Raw genomic sequence first — 16443 nt, 5'->3', positions numbered from 1 at the left:
GGAGCAGCATGCCCACATTCCCCGAGAACTTCGTGTGGGGCACCGCCACCGCCGCCTACCAGGTGGAGGGCGCCTGGAACGAGGACGGCCGCGGCCCGTCGATCTGGGACACCTTCTCCCACACCCCGGGCCTGGTGGCGGGGGGCGACACCGGCGACGTGGCCTGTGACCACTACCACCGGCTGGAGGAGGATCTGGACATCCTCTCCGCCCTGGGCGTGGGCGCGTACCGGTTCTCGATCTCCTGGCCGCGGGTCCGTCCGAACGGCACGGCCAACCGGCCGGGGCTGGACTTCTACGAGCGGCTGGTGGACGGGCTGCTGACCCGCGGGATCGCCCCCGTGGCCACCCTCTACCACTGGGACCTGCCGCAGGAGCTGGAGGACGCGGACGGCTGGGCCAACCGTGACACCGCCTACCGCTTCGCCGAGTACGCGGCCCTCATGGGCGAGACGATCGGCGACCGCGTGCGCACCTGGATCACCCTGAACGAGCCGTGGTGCTCGGCCTACCTGGGCTACGCCTCCGGCGTGCACGCCCCCGGCAGGACCGAGCCCGCCGCCGCGCTGGCCGCCGTCCACCACCTCAACCTCGGCCACGGCCTGGCCGTCCAGGCGCTGCGCGCGGTCGTCGACCCGGCCGCGCAGATGTCGGTCACGCTCAACCTGCACCACGTGCGCGGCGTGTCCGAGGCCGACGCCGACGCCGTGCGGCAGGTGGACGCGCTGGCCAACCGGGCCTTCCTCGGCCCGATGCTGGAGGGCGCCTACCCGCGCGACCTCATCGCCGACACGGCGTCGGTGACCGACTGGTCGTTCGTGCGCGACGGCGACGAGGCGACCGCGTGCCAGCCGCTGGACGTGCTGGGGGTCAACTACTACAACCCCACGCTCGTGCGCCGGTGGGACGGTTCCTCCGACCGGGCGACCGCCGACGGGCACCAGGACGGGGCCGCCTCGCCGTGGATCGCGTGCGAGAACGTCGAGTTCATGCCACAGCCGGGCCCGTACACCGAGATGGGGTGGAACATCGACGAGACCGGCCTGACCGAGCTGCTGCTGCGGCTGCACCGCGACTACCCCGCCATGCCCACCATGATCACCGAGAACGGCGCCGCGTTCGCCGACGTCGTGACGCCCGACGGGCGGGTCCACGACGAGCGGCGCGTCGACTACCTCCACCGGCACCTGACCGCCGTGGCCGAGGCGATCTCGGCCGGGGCGGACGTGCGCGGATACTTCGTGTGGTCGCTGATGGACAACTTCGAGTGGGCGCACGGGTACGCCAAGCGGTTCGGCATCGTCCGCGTGGAGCCCGGCACGCTGGAGCGCGTCTGGAAGGACAGCGCCCACTGGTACCGCGACGTGGTCGCCTCCGGCAAGCTGCCCGGCTAGGGTTTGCGGGCCACCCCTCCGACGAAGGTGTGGTACGTGATGCCCGGCGTGGCGCGGTCGTCACTGCCCGGGCGCCACTCGGGCAGCGGCACCAGGCCGGGCTCCAGCAGTTCGAGGCCGTCGAAGTAGGAGAGGATCTCCTCCCGGGTGCGCCACCGGCCGGTGCCGAGGTGCTCGTTGAAGATCCTCTCCGCCTCGTACGCCTGCTCCGACACCTCGGGATGCGCCTCGCCCGGGTTGTGGAAGTGCGAGATCACCACGTGGCTGCCCGAGGCGAGCGGCCGGAGCAGGGCGGCCGCCACGCCGGCCGGGTCCTCGTCGTCGGCCAGGTGGTGCAGGATCCCGAACATCAGCAGCCCGACCGGCTTGTCGAAGTCGATCAGGGAGCGCGTCTTCGGGTCCTCGAGGATCTTCTCCGGCTCGCGGGCGTCGGCCTCGACGATCGTGGTGCTGGCGTCCACGGCGAGCAGGGCCCGGCCGTGCACGAGCACGATCGGGTCGTGGTCGACGTACACGACCCTCGACTGCGGGGCCACCGCCTGGGCGATCTCGTGCACGTTGCCCTGGGTGGGCAGGCCCGAGCCGATGTCCAGGAACTGGCGGATCCCCGCCTCGGCCGCCAGGTGGTGGACCGTGCGGCGCAGGAACTCCCGGTTCGCCCTGGCCGCCTCGGGCGCGTCGGGAGCGATCTTCAGCGCGGCCGCGGCCACCTGGCGGTCTATCTCGTAGTTGTCCTTGCCGCCGAGCATGTAGTCATAGACGCGGGAGACACTGGGTTTGGTCGTGTCGATCCCGCGGGGCGCGCGCTCCTGCTCGCTCTCGGACACTGTCGGCTCCTCGGTCGGTGGCTAGATCCGTGATCCTATTTTCTGAACCCCCGATTTATGCGGACATTTCATCATGTGTGAGGAGCCGCCGTCCTCTTTGGGCCGCGCGCCTACCAGCGATCGACGTGCAGCACCTCGTCGAGCGGCTGCCGCCCCGCGGGCCCGAACGTCTCGCCGAGGTAGTGGGCGGTCGGGATGAGCACGCCCTGGCGGACGTCGTCCGGGATGCCGAGCAGCTCGGCGATCTCGCTCTCGTACGCCAGGTGCAGCGTCGTCCAGGCCGTGCCGAGCCCGCGGGCCCGGGCGGCGAGCATGTAGCTCCAGGCGGCGGGGAGCAACGACCCCCACAGACCCGCCTGATTGCCCTGCGGCAGGCCGCCGCCCGGCAGCGTGATGCAGCCGATCACCAGCACCGGCACGTCGGGCATGTGCTCGCCCAGGTAGGCGGCGCTCTCGGACACGCGCTGCTGCGTCGCCGCCCTGGCCGGGTCGTCCTGGAACTGCGAACCGGCGGCGGCGCCGGACTCGAAGTAGGCCTGCATCGAGCGGGCGTAGTAGTCGCCGATCGCCCGGCGCAGCTCGGGGTCGGTCACCACGATCCAGTGCCAGCCCTGCCGGTTGCCGCCGGTGGGCGCCTGGAGCGCGACCTCCAGGCACTCGCGCACCAGGTCCATCGAGACGGGACGGGTGAGGTCGAGGCGCTTGCGCACGCTGCGGGTGGTGGTGAGCAGCTCGTCGGGGCTCAGTTCGTTGATCGCCATAGGGCCATGATGCCAACAAGGTCAGGCGGAATCGCGGATCACCAGCTCCGTGGGCAGTATCACCGGGTCCACGTGCTTCGCGCCGTCGATGAGCGCGAGCAGCAGGCGTACCGTCTCCTGGGCCACCTCCGCCAGCGGCTGGCGGATCGTGGTCAGCGGCGGGTGCGTCGAGAGGGCCACCGACGAGTCGTCGAAGCCGCCCACCGCCACGTCGTCCGGCACCCTGCGCCCGGCGGCGCGCAGGGCGGCCAGGGCGCCCGCGGCCATCAGGTCCGAGGCCACGAAGACGGCGTCGATGTCGGGCGTGCGGGCCAGCAGCTCGGCCATGGCCCGCTCGCCGCTGGCCTGCGTCCAGTCCCCGTGCGCGATCAGTTTCTTGGACGCCTTGCGGCCCAGCACGTCGGCGAAGCCTTCGAGGCGCTGGATGCCGCCAGGCGTGTCCATCGGGCCGGTGATCATGGCGATGCGCCTGCGGCCCTGGCTCACGAAGTACTCGGTCATCTGGCGGCCGCCCAGGCGCTCGTCGGCGGCGGCGTACGGGATGACGCTCTCGCGGCCGATGACGGCGCCGCAGGAGACCGCGGGCGGCCCCGACTGCAGCGCGTCGACGAACGGGTCGCCGGCGTGCGTCGAGAGCAGCAGCACCCCGTCGGCGTGGCCGCCCCGGACGTAGCGGACCGCCCGCTCGCGGTCGCCCTCGTCGCCCGCCAGCATCATCACCAGCGACAGGTCGCGCTCGGCCAGCATCCTGATGGCGACCCGGATGGTCGTGCTGTAGTTGGGGTCCTCGAACAGCATCTCGTGCGGCTCCGACAGCACCATCACGACCGAGCCGGTGCGCTGGGTGACGAGGCTGCGGGCGGCCCGGTTGACCACGTAGCCGGTCTCGGAGATGGCCCGCTCGATGGCCACGCGCGCCGCCGGGCTCACGTACTTGTCGCCGTTGAGCAGCCGGGAGACCGTGCCGCGTGACACGCCCGCGGCGGCGGCGACGTCGTGGATCGTAGGGCGCTTCATTTGACGGCTCCGGAGGACAGGTCGGTCTTCCAGTATCGCTGCATGGTGAGGAAGAGCGCGATCAAGGGGACGAGCGACAGGAACGCTCCGGTGAGGATCAGGTTGTAGAGGGAGGGCTGGTTCGCCCCCGACTTCAGCAGCGTGAACAGGCCCACCGTGAGCGGGAACTTGCCGTCGTCGCCGAGCATGATGAACGGCAGCAGGAAGTTGTTCCAGATGGCCACGAACTGGAACAGGAAGATCGTCACCATGCCCGGCACCATCAGCGGCACCGCCACCCGGTACATCAGCCGCCACTCGCTCGCCCCGTCGATCCGCCCCGCCTCCAGCAGCGAGTCGGGGATGGCCGCCGTGGCGTAGATGCGGGCCAGATAGATGCTGTACGGGTGCAGGATCTGCGGCAGCAGGACGGCCCAGTACGTGTCGGCCAGCCCGATCTTGGAGAAGACCAGGTACTGCGGGATCGCCAGCACCACGGCGGGCACGAGGATGCCGCCGATGAGCAGGTTGAAGATCAGGTTCCGGCCGGGGAAGCGGAACTTCGCCAGCGCGTACCCCGAGATCGCCGAGACCGCGGTCGACAGCAGCGCGCCGCCGCCCGCGTACAGCAGGGTGTTGACGCCCCAGAGCCAGAACACCCCGTCCCGGTAGGCGAACAGCTGGGTCATGTTGTCGAGCAGGCCGGTGCCGAGGGCGAACGTCGAGGTGCTGAACAGCTCCCCCGGCGACTTGGTCGCCGCGACGAACACCCAGAGCACCGGGAACAGGCAGTAGAGCGCGCCGAGCAGGAGCAGCCCGGTCGGCGCCACGCCCCATGGCCCGCGCGCGGCCGTCCGGCGGTGTGCGGTGGCCATCAGCCCTCCCCGAAGGCGTGGTTGCGGACCACGCGCAGGAACCCGAACGACAGGACGAGCGAGATCGCCGCGATGACGATCGAGGTGGCGGCGGCCGAGTACAGGTCGCCGGTGACGAACGCGTCGCGGTAGACCTTCATGAGCGGGCTCCACGTGGAGCTGATCGTGTTGGTCAGCGGCCGCAGCGTGGTGGGCTCGGTGAACACCTGGATCGTCGCGATGATCGAGAACACGGTGGTGAGGATGATCGCCGGGGTGAGGATCGGGATCTTCACGCGGACCGCGATCTGGAGCTCGGAGGCACCGTCCAGCCGCGCGGCCTCGTACAGGTCGCGCGGGATGGCCCGGAGCGTCGTGTAGAGCACGAGCATGTTGAAGCCGACGCCGCCCCACACCGCCACGTTCGCCATGGAGTACGTGACGGTGCTCGCCCCGAGGAAGTCGACGTCCAGGACGTCCCTGATGGGGCTGAGCGAGGGCAGGTAGAGGAAGCCCCACAGCAGCGTGGCGGCCACTCCCGGCACCGCGTACGGCAGGAAGATCGCGATCCGCGAGAACCTGGCCAGCCTCGCCCGCGCCGAGTCCAGCAGCAGCGCGAACAGCAGCGCCAGCCCGAGCATGACGACCAGCACCAGCGTGCCGTAGCCGAGCACGCGCAGCCAGCCGTGCCACAGCTCCGGGTCGGACAGGGCGGCGGAGAAGTTGTCGAAACCGACGAAGATCTCCTTACGTGCGCCCTTGCCCAGCCCGAGCCCGGACACCTTGGTGCGCCGCAGCGCCAGCCAGGCGGTGTACCCGATGGGCACGGCGAGGAAGAGGGTGAACAGCACGATCGCGGGGGTCAGGAACAGGTACGGCCACGCACTCCTGCCGGACTGCTTCATGAGGCGATCTGGAAGCCGGACTTGCGCATGTCGGCGACCGTGGCGTCCTGCATGGCCTGCACCGCGTCGGCGAACGGCGTCTTGTTCTGCAGCGCCTTGTCGAAGTTGTCCATGAAGGCGTTGTACGTCACGCCGACGTTCGGGCCGAAGGTGAAGCCGCGCGCGACGGCGGAGACGGCGGCGGCCTGCTGCCAGAAGTCGGGCTGGTTGGAGAAGTAGTCGGGCGCCTGGCCGAGCGACGCCTGGGCCTTGGTCGCGGCCGGGTAGATCGCGGCCTCCTTGACGAGCAGGCCCAGGGCCGCGGGGTCGGTGTTCATCCAAGTGGCGAACTGGGCGGCGGCGGCCCTGTTCGGCGACTTGGCGGACACGGCCGTGGACGAGCCGCCCCAGAAGCCGCTGAAGCTCTCACCTGCGTTCCACTGCGGGAGCGGGGCGGCGGCCCACTTGCCCTTGGCCTTGGGCGCGTTGGCCGACAGCACGCCCGGCGCCCAGACCGCCGACGGCCAGGTCAGCAGCTTGCCGTCGTTGAGCGCCTTGTTCCACTCGGGGGTGAAGTACGGCATGTCGTCGATGACGCCCTCCTTCACCAGCCCGCCCCAGTAGTCGGCGACCTTCTTGGTGGCCTCGTCGGCGATGTTGACCTTCCACGACTCGCCGCTGATCGACCACCACTGGGCGCCGGCCTGCTGCGCCAAACCTGTGAACGCTCCCGGGTCCTTGCTGGAGAACGTGCCGAGGTACGTCTTGGGGTCCTTCTTGTGCAGCGCGCGGGCCGCGTCGGCGTACTCCTGCCAGGTCTTCGGGACCGCGAGGCCGTACTTGTCGAACAGGTCCTTGCGGTAGAAGAGCATCATCGGGCCGCTGTCCTGCGGGATCCCGTACACGCCCTCCGTGCCCAGCGTGACCAGGCTCCACAGGCCCTGCGCGAACTCGCCCTTGACCGAGGCGGTCTCGGCCTTGAGGTCGGCCACCGCGTCGGCGGCGACGAACGAGGGCAGGTGCTGGTACTCGGCCTGCACGAGGTCCGGCGGGTTGCCCGCCTTGGCCGCGGTGAGGAACTTGGCCGCCGCGTCGTCGCCGCCCGCCTGCTTGCTGACCGTGACCTGGATGTCCGGGTGCGCCTGGTTCCAGACCGCGGCGATCTTGTCCATGTTGGGGGCCCAGGTCCAGTACGTCAGCTTGACCGATCCCTTGGCGGCGGCACTGGGACTCTGCGCCGCCTCGGTGCTTGGGGCGGGCTCGCCGGACGACCCGCAACTCGCGAGAGCAGCCGTGAGCACGACGGCCAGGGCGGCTCCAAGGCGGTTGGCGCGCATGCGTACCTCCAGAAAGTTCTGTGAACGTGCACAGAGTGAAACAGCCACGAAACACCCGTCAAGGGGTCGTTATGTTCTCGTTAATCGGCCATCATCGGAGGAGCCAGGGCGGCCGTTCCCTCGAAGGCGGGGTAGGCGCTACTGTGCACGTTCACAGAAGATTCTCAAGGGGGATGGATGTACCCGGAGCGTCCTGCCGGTATCGCCTTCGGCGGCGACTACAACCCGGAGCAGTGGCCACGCGAGGTCCTGGAGGAGGACGTGGCCCTGATGCGCCAGGCCGGGGTGAACCTGGTCAGCCTGGGCCTGTTCTCGTGGGCGTTGATGGAGCCCGCGGAGGGGCGCTACGAGTTCGGCTGGCTGGACGAGATCGTGGACCGGCTGCACGAGGGCGGGGTCGCGGTGGACCTGGCCACGCCGACCGCGGCCCCGCCCGCCTGGTTCATCCGGAAATATCCTGACGTGCTGCCGGTGACCAGGGAGGGGACGCGGATCGGGTTCGGCGGCAGGCAGAGCGCCTGCTCCAGCGCCCCGGCCTTCCGGGCGGCGACCGCGCGGCTGGTGCGCGCGCTGGGCGAGCACTATCGCGGGCATCCGGCCGTGGTCATGTGGCACGTGCACAACGAGTACGGGGCGCCGCTCGGCGAGTGCTACTGCGACCACAGCGTGGCGGCGTGGCGTGAATGGCTCCGCACCCGATATCGCGATATTTCGGCATTGAACGACGCCTGGGGCACCACGTTCTGGGGCCAGACGTACACCGACTGGGCGGAGATCGACGCCCCCCGCTTCAACCACACGGCCGTCAACCCGGCCCAGCGTCTCGACTACGCCCGCTTCAGCGACGGCCAGCACCGCGAGCACTACGCGCTCCAGCGCGACATCCTGCGCGAGCTCACCCCCGGCATCCCCGTCACCACGAACTTCGCGGGCACCGTGAACTGCAAGTCCGCCGACCTGTGGCAGTGGGCCCGCGAGCTGGACGTGATCGCCAACGACCACTACCTGAAGGCCGAGCGGCCCGACAACCACATCGACCTGGCCATGTCCGCCGACCTCGCCCGCTCGGTGGCGGGCGGCGCGCCGTGGATGCTCATGGAGCACTCGGCGGGCGCGGTGAACTGGCAGCCGCGCAACATCGCCAAGCGGCCCGGCGAGATGCGCCGCAACAGCCTCGCGCACGTGGCGCGCGGCTCCGACAGCGTGCTGTTCTTCCAGTTCAGGGCCTCGCGCTTCGGGGCCGAGAAGTTCCATTCGGGGATGGTGCCGCACGCCGGGACCGATTCCGGGCAGTGGCGCGAGGTGGTCCGGCTCGGCGCCGACCTGCGCAGGCTCGCCGGTCTTCAGGGGAGCCGGGTGCGGGCCGAGGTCGCGATGGTCTGGGACTGGGAGTCGTACTGGGCGCTGGAGCTGGACTGGCGGCCGTCGGTCGATCTGACGTTCAGGGAGCGGGTGGACGCCTTCTACGAGGCGCTGTGGCGGGAGCACGTGACGGTGGACTTCGTCCACCCTTCCGCCGATATTTCGGGATATCGGGTGGTGGTGGCGCCCAGCTCGTACCTGCTGACCGAGGCGTCCGCCAAGAACCTCCACCGGTACGTCGAGGCGGGCGGCACCCTCCTCGTGTCGTACTTCTCCGGCATCGTGGACGAGCACGACACCATCCACCCGGGCGCCCACCCCGGCGCGCTGCGCGAGCTGCTGGGCCTGTCGATCGAGGAGTTCCACCCGCTGCGCGAGCACGAGACGGTGGCGCTGACCGGCGGCGGCAGCGGCGACGGCGGCGACACGGCCCGCGTCTGGTCGGAGCGGGTCCGACCGGCCGGCGCGGTCGCCGTACGCGACTTCGCCACCGGACCCGACGCCGGGCACCCCGCCTTCACCCGCCACGACCTCGGCGCGGGCACCGCCTGGTACCTCGCGACCGCGCCTGTCGCCGGTCTGCGCGAGTTGCTCGGTCAGGTGCTCGACCACGCGAACGTGTCCCGGCCCCGCGGCCTCCCCGAGACGCTGGAGCTGGTACGCCGGGGCGACCACGTCTTCCTGATCAACCACGGCGAGGAGCCCGTGACGGTCGAGGGGGTGAGCGGGACGAGCGTGTTCGACGACGTGCGCCACGACGGGCCGGTCACCGTCGCGCCCGGCGCGGTCACGGTCATCGCCGTGGCCCCTTAGGGAATCGTCCACCGCGACCCCAAGGCCTTGCGCCGCGCCTCACCCAGAGCCTTGCGCCGCGCCACCTTAGCGCCGTCGCCTGGAGCCGCGACGGATGCCGTCGCTTGGGCTGCCGGGCGGCGGATGCCGTCGCTTGGGCTGCCGGGTGGCGGGCGCCGTCGTCCGGACTGCCGGATCCGTCCGCGCCGTGCCATGCCCGCCATGAGGGCCCTCGGTCACGGCCGGCCTTTCCCAGCGGCCACCGGACCTGGTGACGAGCAGGAGAGTCAGGCCGCAGGGTGTCTCCACAGCGAAACGGCCGGGGCACGAGGCCCCGGCCGTTCAAGGTTCTCTCATCCGCCGCCCGTGCTCAGGAGCAGGAGTGCGGGTGGATCCGGGCCGCGCACGCCGGGCGGTGCCGGGTGAGCGTCGGCTTCTCGTGCTTGACGTTCTGCACCTTCACCGCGGTGGGCCTGGTCTTCACCGTGCTGGGCCGCGCCGGCACGGCCGGCGAGTGGCTCGACGTGGAGGGCCTGGTCAGCACGAGCGGCTTGGCCGGAGCGACCGGCTTGACCGCCGCGACGGGGTGGACCTGCACGGCGGGCTTGGCCGGGACGGCGGGCTTCGCCGGAACAGCAGGCTTGGCCGGAACGGCAGGCTTCGCCGGGACGGCAGGCTTGGCCGGCACGACCGACGACTTGCTTTCGCCGGGAGTGAGCGGCGCGCAGGCGTCGGTGGACACGGCCGGCTTCACCACGGGCTTGGCCGGAGCGGCCGGCTTGATCGGCATGGCCGGCTTGACCGGAGCGGCAGGCTTCGCCGGGGCGGCGGGCTTGACCGGGGTGGCAGGCTTGACCGGGGTGGCAGGCTTCGCCGGGGTGGCGGGCTTGACCGTCACGTTCGTCACGATCGCCGGCTTGGCCGGGCGCTGCTGCACCGCCGGGGCCGCGGGCTTGACCGCGATGCTGCTCGTCTGGGTGACGAGCTCCTCGTCGGTACCGGCGCACGGGGCGCACGCGGCGCACGCGTCCACCGGGGCCGCCGGAGCGGCCTGGACGGCCGTGCTGGAGAGGCCGCACCCGGTGGCGGACTCGTCAGCCGGGGCGGTCACGACCGCCGGGGCTGCGGGAGCGGCCGGGGCGGCGCACAGGACCTCGGCCCCGCACGCGTTCCCCACCGTGTAGTCGGAGTCCGTGGCGTACCCGGTGTAGGCGCCGGCCGCCTGGCCGAGAGCGCCGCCGCACCCCTCGACCTTCATGAGCGCGAACCCGTTCAGCAGAAGGGAGTCGCGACTCGGACAGGGGCTGACCTGCGTCCAGGAGCGGACGCCGGCGGGGCGGATGCCGCTGATCGTCTGCGTCTGCACGAAGCCGAGTTCGTACATCTGCGTGAAGGCGGTCGCCTCCGGGGGTGGCTCGGTGGGGGCGGCAGCGGCGGGCGTCGCCAGTGCCACGGACATGAGCATGAACGGCAAAGCGGTAGCCGCTACCGTCGTGTGCCGTGAACGCAATATTTGCATAGGCACACCAGTAGCGCCCGGGCCCACGGCGACGGGAGGGCGACACCCCCTCCCAGACGCCAACCGGAATGGATGTTGTCCTTCTCTTGGTGTCCGGCCCGGCTAGCAGGGTTTTCCCGCAGGGCCGCTTTGACGGAGAATCCTGACCGAAATTTACGACTAATGCGGAAATGTGGTCAGCCCATCAGTAAGATCGCTGTCAGCCACCTCAGCGGCACAGTGCGTACCCGAAGGAGCCGCCCATGGCCGACCGCCGGCAGAAGCGTGCGTCCAGGGGAGTAGACACCTCCAGACCCACCACCTCCCGCCTCTACGACTTCATGCTCGGCGGCAAGGACAACTACGAGGCGGACCGCCGGCTGGCGCTGCGCGTGCTCGAGATCATGCCGGACGCCCGCGAGGCGGCGCGGGCGAACAGGGAGTTCCTCGCCCGGGTGGTCAGGTTCATGGCCGCGGAGGCGGGCGTCAGGCAGTTCCTGGACATCGGCGCCGGTCTGCCCGCACGGGACAACGTCCACGAGATCGCCCGGTCCGCCGCCCCCGGCTCGAGGGTCGTGTACGTCGACCACGACCCGATCGTCCTGGTCCACGGCCGCGCACTGCTGGCCGTGGACGGCCGCACCACGATCGTCGAAGGCGACGCCAGGGACCCGGACGCGATCGTCGACGATCCGGAGACCAGGCGCCTCATCGACCTCGGCGAGCCGGTCGGGCTGCTGATGCTCGGCGTCCTGCACCACCTGCCCGACCACGAGGGCCCGGCCGGGATCGTGGCCCGGCTGGTGAAACGCCTCCCGTCCGGCAGCCACGTGGCCGTCTCCCACTTCCACAATCCCGTGGATCATCCGGAGGCGTCCCGGCAGGCGTACACGGCCGAGAAGCTCTTCAAGGAGAGCCTCGGGACGGGCCGCTGGCGCACGCGCGAGGAGATCCTCACCTGCTTCGACGGCCTGGAGTTGCTGGAGCCCGGCCTCGTGCCGGTGCCGGAATGGCGGCCGGACCCCGGCGACAGCGCCAGGCCCGGCCTGTCCCGTCACACGCTGGTCGGAGCCGTCGCCCGCAAGCCGTGAGTGCGGGTGACCGCAGGGGTCACACCACGCCCGCGTACACCCAGCGGTCCTCGAGACGGACGAAACGGCTGTTCTCCTCCAGCACGCCCGGCCGCCCGCGCTCGGCGTAGTGGGCGCGGAAGCGGACCGTGCCCTCGGTGTGCACGACGCTGCCGCCGGTCGTCTCCAGCACCTCCAGGCGTACCCACCGGATCTTCCTGTCGAGGTCGAGCGAGGCGGGCCGCGCGGCCGGGTGCCAGGTCCGCAGCAGGTAGGCCGCGTCGCCCACCCCGAACGCGCTGAACCTCGACCGCATGAGCTGCTCGGCGGTGGCGGCGGCCGCCGCGCCCCGGTGGAGCTTGCCGCAGCAGTCCTGGTAGGGGGCGGGCAGGCCGCACGGACAGGTACGAGACATGCGCCCTATTGTGCCGCCCCCTCATGTGCCGCGGGCCGGCCGGGCAGCCGCGCCGTGAGGTCGGTCAGCGTCGGGCCGAGCGGGGCGTCCAGGGTGAGGGAGGCGTCGGCGTCGCCGCCGGTCGGGCCCTGGTTGACGATGGCGATCGGGATGCCGAGCGCGGCGGCCTTGGTGACGAACCGCAGCCCCGACCTGACCGTCAGCGACGACCCCAGCACCAGCAGCGTCCGCGCCCCCGCCACCACGGCGAAGCACTCGTCCACGCGGGGCTTGGGGACGTTCTCGCCGAAGAAGACCACGTCGGGTTTGAGCAGCCCGCCGCACGCCGCGCAGTCGACCACCTCGAACCCGGCGACCTGTCCGTCGGTCAGCACGGCGTCGCCGTCGGGGTTGATCTGGCCGCTGGCCGCCCAGCCCGGGTTGGCCGCGCGCAGCCGCCGCTCCAGCTCGGCGCGGGGTGTGCGCTCCCGGCAGGACAGGCAGACGACCCGGTCGAGCCCGCCGTGCAGCTCGATCACCCGCCTGGCCCCGGCCGCCTGGTGCAGGCCGTCGACGTTCTGGGTGACGATGCCGGCGAGCAGCCCGCGCCGCTCCAGCTCGGCCACGGCCCGGTGACCGGCGTTGGGCCGGGCCTCGCCGATCTGCCGCCAGCCGACGTGGCTGCGCGCCCAGTAGCGCTGCCGGGCCTCCGCGCTGCCGACGAAGCGCTGGTACGTCATCGGCTCCGCGCGCCGGGCCCGGCCGGTCGGCCCCCGGTAGTCGGGAATGCCGGACTCGGTGGACAGGCCGGCCCCGCTGAGCACGACCACCCCTCCCCCGGCGACCAGCTCGGCCAGTCGTGTCACTGTCACAGATGCCATCGTGCCCGATCCAGAGGTTTGTACGGAATGGAGATCAGCGGGATCACGCAGGGCGGGGGCGGCGATCGTCGGCGTCGTATCCTGCCCGGGCCTCCTCGACCTTGCCCATGTTGGCGCCGGCCCAGTCGGCCAGGGTGGCGAAAAGAGGAGCCAGGCTGCGTCCCAGATCGCTGATCTCGTACTCCACCCGCGGCGGCACCTCGGGATGGTAGGTGCGCACCACGAGACCGTCACGCTCCAACTGCCGCAGCCGCTGGGTCAGCACCTTGGGCGTGATCGTGGCGATGCGCCGCTGCAGCTCCACGAAACGCTGCAGGCCGTACTCGTTGAGGGTCCAGAGGATCGGGGTGGTCCAGCGGCTGAAGACGATGTCGACGACCGGAGCGATCGGGCAGGCCTGCTCGGGCTCAGCCGGCACAGTCGCCGTCCGGGTCGCGTTGCCGCTCATGCGGACCCCCCTCTGACATAGTTACTTTCCTCTAGGTACCTACTATACAAACGATGCTAGCTTCGCCGAGTCGCCGATTCGGAACGGAGCTGTTCATGATCGTAGTAACCGGATGACCACGCCACCGCTGCCGGCCTCCGCGGAGCGCTTCCTGGCCGAGCCGCATCTCGCCACCCTGACCACCTTCCGGCCGGACGGGTCTCCCCACGTGGTGGCCGTCCGTTTCACCTGGGACCGTGAGGCGGGACTGGCCCGCGTCATGACGGTCGGCTCGTCCCGCAAGGCCAGGAACCTCCTGTCGGCCCCCGGAAGCCGCGCCGCGCTCTGCCAGGTCGCGGGTTTCCGCTGGATCACGCTCGAGGGTACGGCCACCGTGTCCGGCGACCCGCTGCGGGTCGCCGAAGGAGTACGGCGCTACACCAGGCGCTACTCCTCACCGCCGCCCAACCCGCCCGGGCGGGTGGTGGTCGAGATCGCCGTCGACCGCGTGATGAACCTGAACACCTGATTTGTCGTAACGGAAAGGTCTGCCATGCCAACCGCGCACATTCTCGACTCGACGATGTTCTATCGGGAGCTCGGGACGGGGACACCGATGGTCTTCCTGCACGGAAACCCGCACTCGTCCTATTTGTGGCGTCACATCATGTCCGCCGTCGGTGACCCCGGCCGACGCCTTGCCCCCGACCTGATCGGAATGGGGGACTCCGGGAAGCCCGACATCGACTACACATTCAGCGATCATGCCCGCTATCTGGATGCGTGGTTCGACGCCCTGGAGCTCGATGACGTCGTCCTCATCGGGCACGACTGGGGCGGCGCGCTCGCCTTCGACTGGGCCGCCCGCCACCCCGGGCGCGTGCGCGGCATCGCGTTCACCGAGACGATCGTGAAGCCGATGTCCTGGGAGGAGTTCCCCGAAGCCGGGCGGGAGCTCTTCAAGGCGATCAAGACGGAGGGCGCCGGCGAGGCCATCCTCTTGGACGACAACCTGTTCATCGAAGGCAGCGGCCTCCCTGAGGAGGATCTCGCCGTCTACCGCAAGGCGTTCCCCACCCGGGACAGCCGTCTGCCGATCCTGCGATGGGCACGATCGATGCCGCTCGGCGGCGAGCCGGCCGACGTCGTGGCCATCGTCGAGGCGTACGACACGTGGCTGGCGGCCAGCAGCGACGTGCCCAAGCTGTTGATCGCGTTCGAGCCCGGCCACGGCGCCATGATGGGCCCCGAGATGGTCGAGTGGTGCGCCGGCACCATGGCCGCTCTCGAGATCGAGAAGCATGGCGTCGCCGGTCACACCACTCCGGCGGAGCACCCTCAGGCGATCGCCACCGCCATCACCGGCTGGATGGGCAGGCACGGGCTGCGCTGAGGCGGCGTGGGGCCGCGACGAGCCGCGCGCCGCTCACCCCCGGCCTCGCAGCACTCCCGCCTGGGCCAGCCCCGCGGTCAGCTCCGTGCGGGCGGGTTCGGTGAGGGCGTCGAGGGCGTGCGGGTCGTCGGCCGCCAGCCGGGAGACGGGCGCGACCTGGTACGGGCGGAGCCGCAACGACCGCCCCGACCGCAGGCTGACCGCGAACGTCCCCGGCCCGTCCCCGTCGGGCCCGGCCCCTCCCTGGACCACCTCCGCACACGGATCCCACGCGGGAGCCGGCCCGTCCCCTCCGCGCTCCTGCCCGGGCGCGGGCTCCCTGCCGGCGACGGAGCAGGCGGCCAGCCGGCCGGCCGGCAGCCCGGGGAGCCGGCCCAGCCAGCTCCTGATCATGGCCGCGACCTCGTACGCCCGCATGGTGTCCGGCGCGTTGAAGTCGATCCACCTGGCCAGGTCGTCCCCGGCGTGCGGCGGGAAGCGCACGCTCTGCCCCGCCCATTCCGTGCGGATCGCCATCCGGTACGGCCGCAGCCCGGCGAGCCGGACCCCGCCCGCGCCCGCCGCCAGCAGCTCCACGGACTCTCCGACGACGCCCGCTTCCATGCCCGGCGCCCCGAGCACCAGCTCGCACGTCACCGGCACGCCGGGCGGGATCCCGGCCAGCAGCCGCCGCAGGTCGACGGTCACGCCGTTCAGCCCGGTCACGGCGGCCAGGAAGTCGATCCGCGTCACGATGATCGTCAGGCCGCGGCAGCGGGCCAGCACCTCCTCGGGGAACGCGGCCACGCCCACCGCGTCCAGCCACCCGGCCCACGGTCCGCTCGCGGGAGGGGGGCACGCCCCGGTCACCCAGCGCACACGCTTCCCCGGCTGGGTGTCCGGGGCGTCGCACAGGCGCGCCCTCCCGGCGGGCGCGACATCCGGGCACACCCACTCGAACGGCGCGGCGTCGTACCACAGGGGGCGGACGACCCGCTCAGGCGACCACGCCAGCAGCTCGACGCCGGCCAGCGCGGGCACGCGCCGCAGCGCCGCGCCCTGCTGGGCCACCAGCCGCCCGCACAACGTCACCCGTCCCGCTCCCAAGGCGCCCACCAGCGCGAACGCCGCGGGAAGCTGCCGGCCGTCGTCCACCACGACGTGCGCCCGCCGCCCTCTGGCCACGTCCACGGCCAGCTCCGTCTCGGGGCGGAACAGCTCGCACCGCCCGGCCGCCCCGAGCACGTCCCCGCTGCTCTGCGTGCTCCCCTCGGCCAGCTCCAGGTCGTCGATGCTGAGCCGCACGGCGGGGTCGGCGGCCAGCCGCAGCGCCGTGCCCACCGCTCTCAGGTGGGCGTCGTCGAACGCCTTGCGCTCCAGGACGGCCGCCGCCGCCCGCTCGAGCAGCGCGGCCAGCGGCCCGCCGTCGAGCCGCTCCGCGGCGGCCTTGAGCCGGGACGGGTCGGCGAGGCGTTCGACGACCCGTTCGTTGAGGTCGAGCACCTCGACCCCGGGGGGCGGCAGGACCGCGGTGGTGAAGTCGGTGAGCGGCGGTACGACGATCAGGTCCATCAGCGGCCCTCCCCCGAGGTGC

15 protein-coding genes and 1 pseudogene are annotated in these 16443 nt (G+C 71.5%); 5 read left to right on the top strand and 11 right to left on the bottom strand.

All coding sequences use genetic code 11. The annotated features are described in order from the left end of the window. The first annotated feature begins 8 nt into the window (after window positions 1-8). Window positions 9-1394 (top strand): GH1 family beta-glucosidase, encoded by a 1386-nt coding sequence (locus tag AB0J64_RS18210; protein WP_364028025.1) that lies wholly within the window; start codon window positions 9-11, stop codon window positions 1392-1394. Here AB0J64_RS18210 and AB0J64_RS18205 read toward each other — a convergent pair. The 6 genes from AB0J64_RS18205 to AB0J64_RS18180 all read right to left on the bottom strand — a co-directional run bounded on the left by AB0J64_RS18205 (window position 1391) and on the right by AB0J64_RS18180 (window position 7053). After that, a complete protein-coding gene (locus tag AB0J64_RS18205; RefSeq protein WP_364028023.1) occupies window positions 1391-2221 on the bottom strand; it encodes an SAM-dependent methyltransferase in 831 nt (276 codons plus the stop codon). The genes AB0J64_RS18210 and AB0J64_RS18205 overlap by 4 nt on opposite strands. A 110-nt stretch (window positions 2222-2331) precedes the next feature. Continuing rightward, window positions 2332-2982 carry a nitroreductase family protein gene (locus AB0J64_RS18200; RefSeq protein WP_364028021.1) on the bottom strand — a complete coding sequence of 217 codons (651 nt, stop codon included), beginning with the start codon at window positions 2980-2982 and terminating at the stop codon, window positions 2332-2334. A 21-nt stretch (window positions 2983-3003) separates the two neighbouring features. After that, window positions 3004-3999, bottom strand: a complete 996-nt coding sequence (locus tag AB0J64_RS18195) for a LacI family DNA-binding transcriptional regulator (protein ID WP_364028019.1) — start codon at window positions 3997-3999, stop codon at window positions 3004-3006. Beyond that, complete coding sequence (locus AB0J64_RS18190) at window positions 3996-4853, bottom strand: carbohydrate ABC transporter permease (RefSeq protein WP_364028017.1); 858 nt, start codon at window positions 4851-4853, stop codon at window positions 3996-3998. The genes AB0J64_RS18195 and AB0J64_RS18190 overlap by 4 nt, the downstream gene beginning before the upstream one ends. Continuing rightward, window positions 4853-5737: a sugar ABC transporter permease gene (locus AB0J64_RS18185; protein ID WP_364028015.1), complete on the bottom strand. Its 885-nt coding sequence runs from the start codon at window positions 5735-5737 to the stop codon at window positions 4853-4855. Before AB0J64_RS18185 ends, AB0J64_RS18190 begins: the two co-directional genes overlap by 1 nt. After that, the gene (locus tag AB0J64_RS18180; protein WP_364028013.1) at window positions 5734-7053 is read right to left on the bottom strand and encodes a sugar ABC transporter substrate-binding protein; all 1320 of its coding nucleotides are present in this window, start codon (window positions 7051-7053) and stop codon (window positions 5734-5736) included. The genes AB0J64_RS18185 and AB0J64_RS18180 overlap by 4 nt, the downstream gene beginning before the upstream one ends. Window positions 7054-7230: 177 nt before the next feature. On the opposite strand from AB0J64_RS18180, the gene AB0J64_RS18175 reads away from it, so the two are divergent. Continuing rightward, entirely contained in the window at window positions 7231-9228 is a 1998-nt protein-coding gene (locus AB0J64_RS18175) for a beta-galactosidase (protein WP_364028011.1), read from the top strand. A 349-nt stretch (window positions 9229-9577) separates the two neighbouring features. On the opposite strand, the gene AB0J64_RS18170 is transcribed toward AB0J64_RS18175, so the two are convergent. Continuing rightward, window positions 9578-10660, bottom strand: coding sequence for a hypothetical protein (locus AB0J64_RS18170; protein WP_364028008.1), 1083 nt, complete (start codon window positions 10658-10660; stop codon window positions 9578-9580). Window positions 10661-10968: 308 nt separating this feature from the next. On the opposite strand from AB0J64_RS18170, the gene AB0J64_RS18165 reads away from it, so the two are divergent. Continuing rightward, window positions 10969-11796, top strand: coding sequence for an SAM-dependent methyltransferase (locus AB0J64_RS18165; RefSeq protein WP_364028005.1), 828 nt, complete (start codon window positions 10969-10971; stop codon window positions 11794-11796). A 19-nt stretch (window positions 11797-11815) separates the two neighbouring features. On the opposite strand, the gene AB0J64_RS18160 is transcribed toward AB0J64_RS18165, so the two are convergent. The 3 genes from AB0J64_RS18160 to AB0J64_RS18150 are packed head-to-tail and all read right to left on the bottom strand — an operon-like array spanning window position 11816 to window position 13498. Continuing rightward, window positions 11816-12190: a YchJ family metal-binding protein gene (locus tag AB0J64_RS18160; RefSeq protein WP_364028002.1), complete on the bottom strand. Its 375-nt coding sequence runs from the start codon at window positions 12188-12190 to the stop codon at window positions 11816-11818. Between the two features lie 5 nt (window positions 12191-12195). Further along, window positions 12196-13050: an NAD-dependent protein deacetylase gene (locus AB0J64_RS18155; RefSeq protein ID WP_364027999.1), complete on the bottom strand. Its 855-nt coding sequence runs from the start codon at window positions 13048-13050 to the stop codon at window positions 12196-12198. A 43-nt stretch (window positions 13051-13093) separates the two neighbouring features. Beyond that, complete coding sequence (locus AB0J64_RS18150; protein ID WP_364027996.1) at window positions 13094-13498, bottom strand: helix-turn-helix domain-containing protein; 405 nt, start codon at window positions 13496-13498, stop codon at window positions 13094-13096. Window positions 13499-13610: 112 nt separating this feature from the next. Between AB0J64_RS18150 and AB0J64_RS18145 the strand changes: the two genes are divergently transcribed. Both AB0J64_RS18145 and AB0J64_RS18140 read left to right on the top strand, forming a co-directional pair. Continuing rightward, complete coding sequence (locus AB0J64_RS18145) at window positions 13611-14006, top strand: TIGR03618 family F420-dependent PPOX class oxidoreductase (RefSeq protein ID WP_364027993.1); 396 nt, start codon at window positions 13611-13613, stop codon at window positions 14004-14006. A 21-nt stretch (window positions 14007-14027) separates the two neighbouring features. Further along, window positions 14028-14870 (top strand): annotated as a pseudogene (locus tag AB0J64_RS18140) (haloalkane dehalogenase); the annotation flags it as partial. 33 nt (window positions 14871-14903) lie between these two features. Here the strand turns inward: AB0J64_RS18140 and AB0J64_RS18135 are convergent. Then, window positions 14904-16421 (bottom strand): hypothetical protein, encoded by a 1518-nt coding sequence (locus AB0J64_RS18135; protein ID WP_364027990.1) that lies wholly within the window; start codon window positions 16419-16421, stop codon window positions 14904-14906. Between the last annotated feature and the right edge of the window lie 22 nt (window positions 16422-16443).

Source organism: Nonomuraea sp. NPDC049695, from assembly GCF_040674955.1.
Taxonomy (GTDB): domain Bacteria; phylum Actinomycetota; class Actinomycetes; order Streptosporangiales; family Streptosporangiaceae; genus Nonomuraea; species Nonomuraea helvata.
The sequence above is the reverse complement of the archived record's forward strand: the minus strand, read 5'-3'. Positions and strand labels throughout refer to the sequence as shown.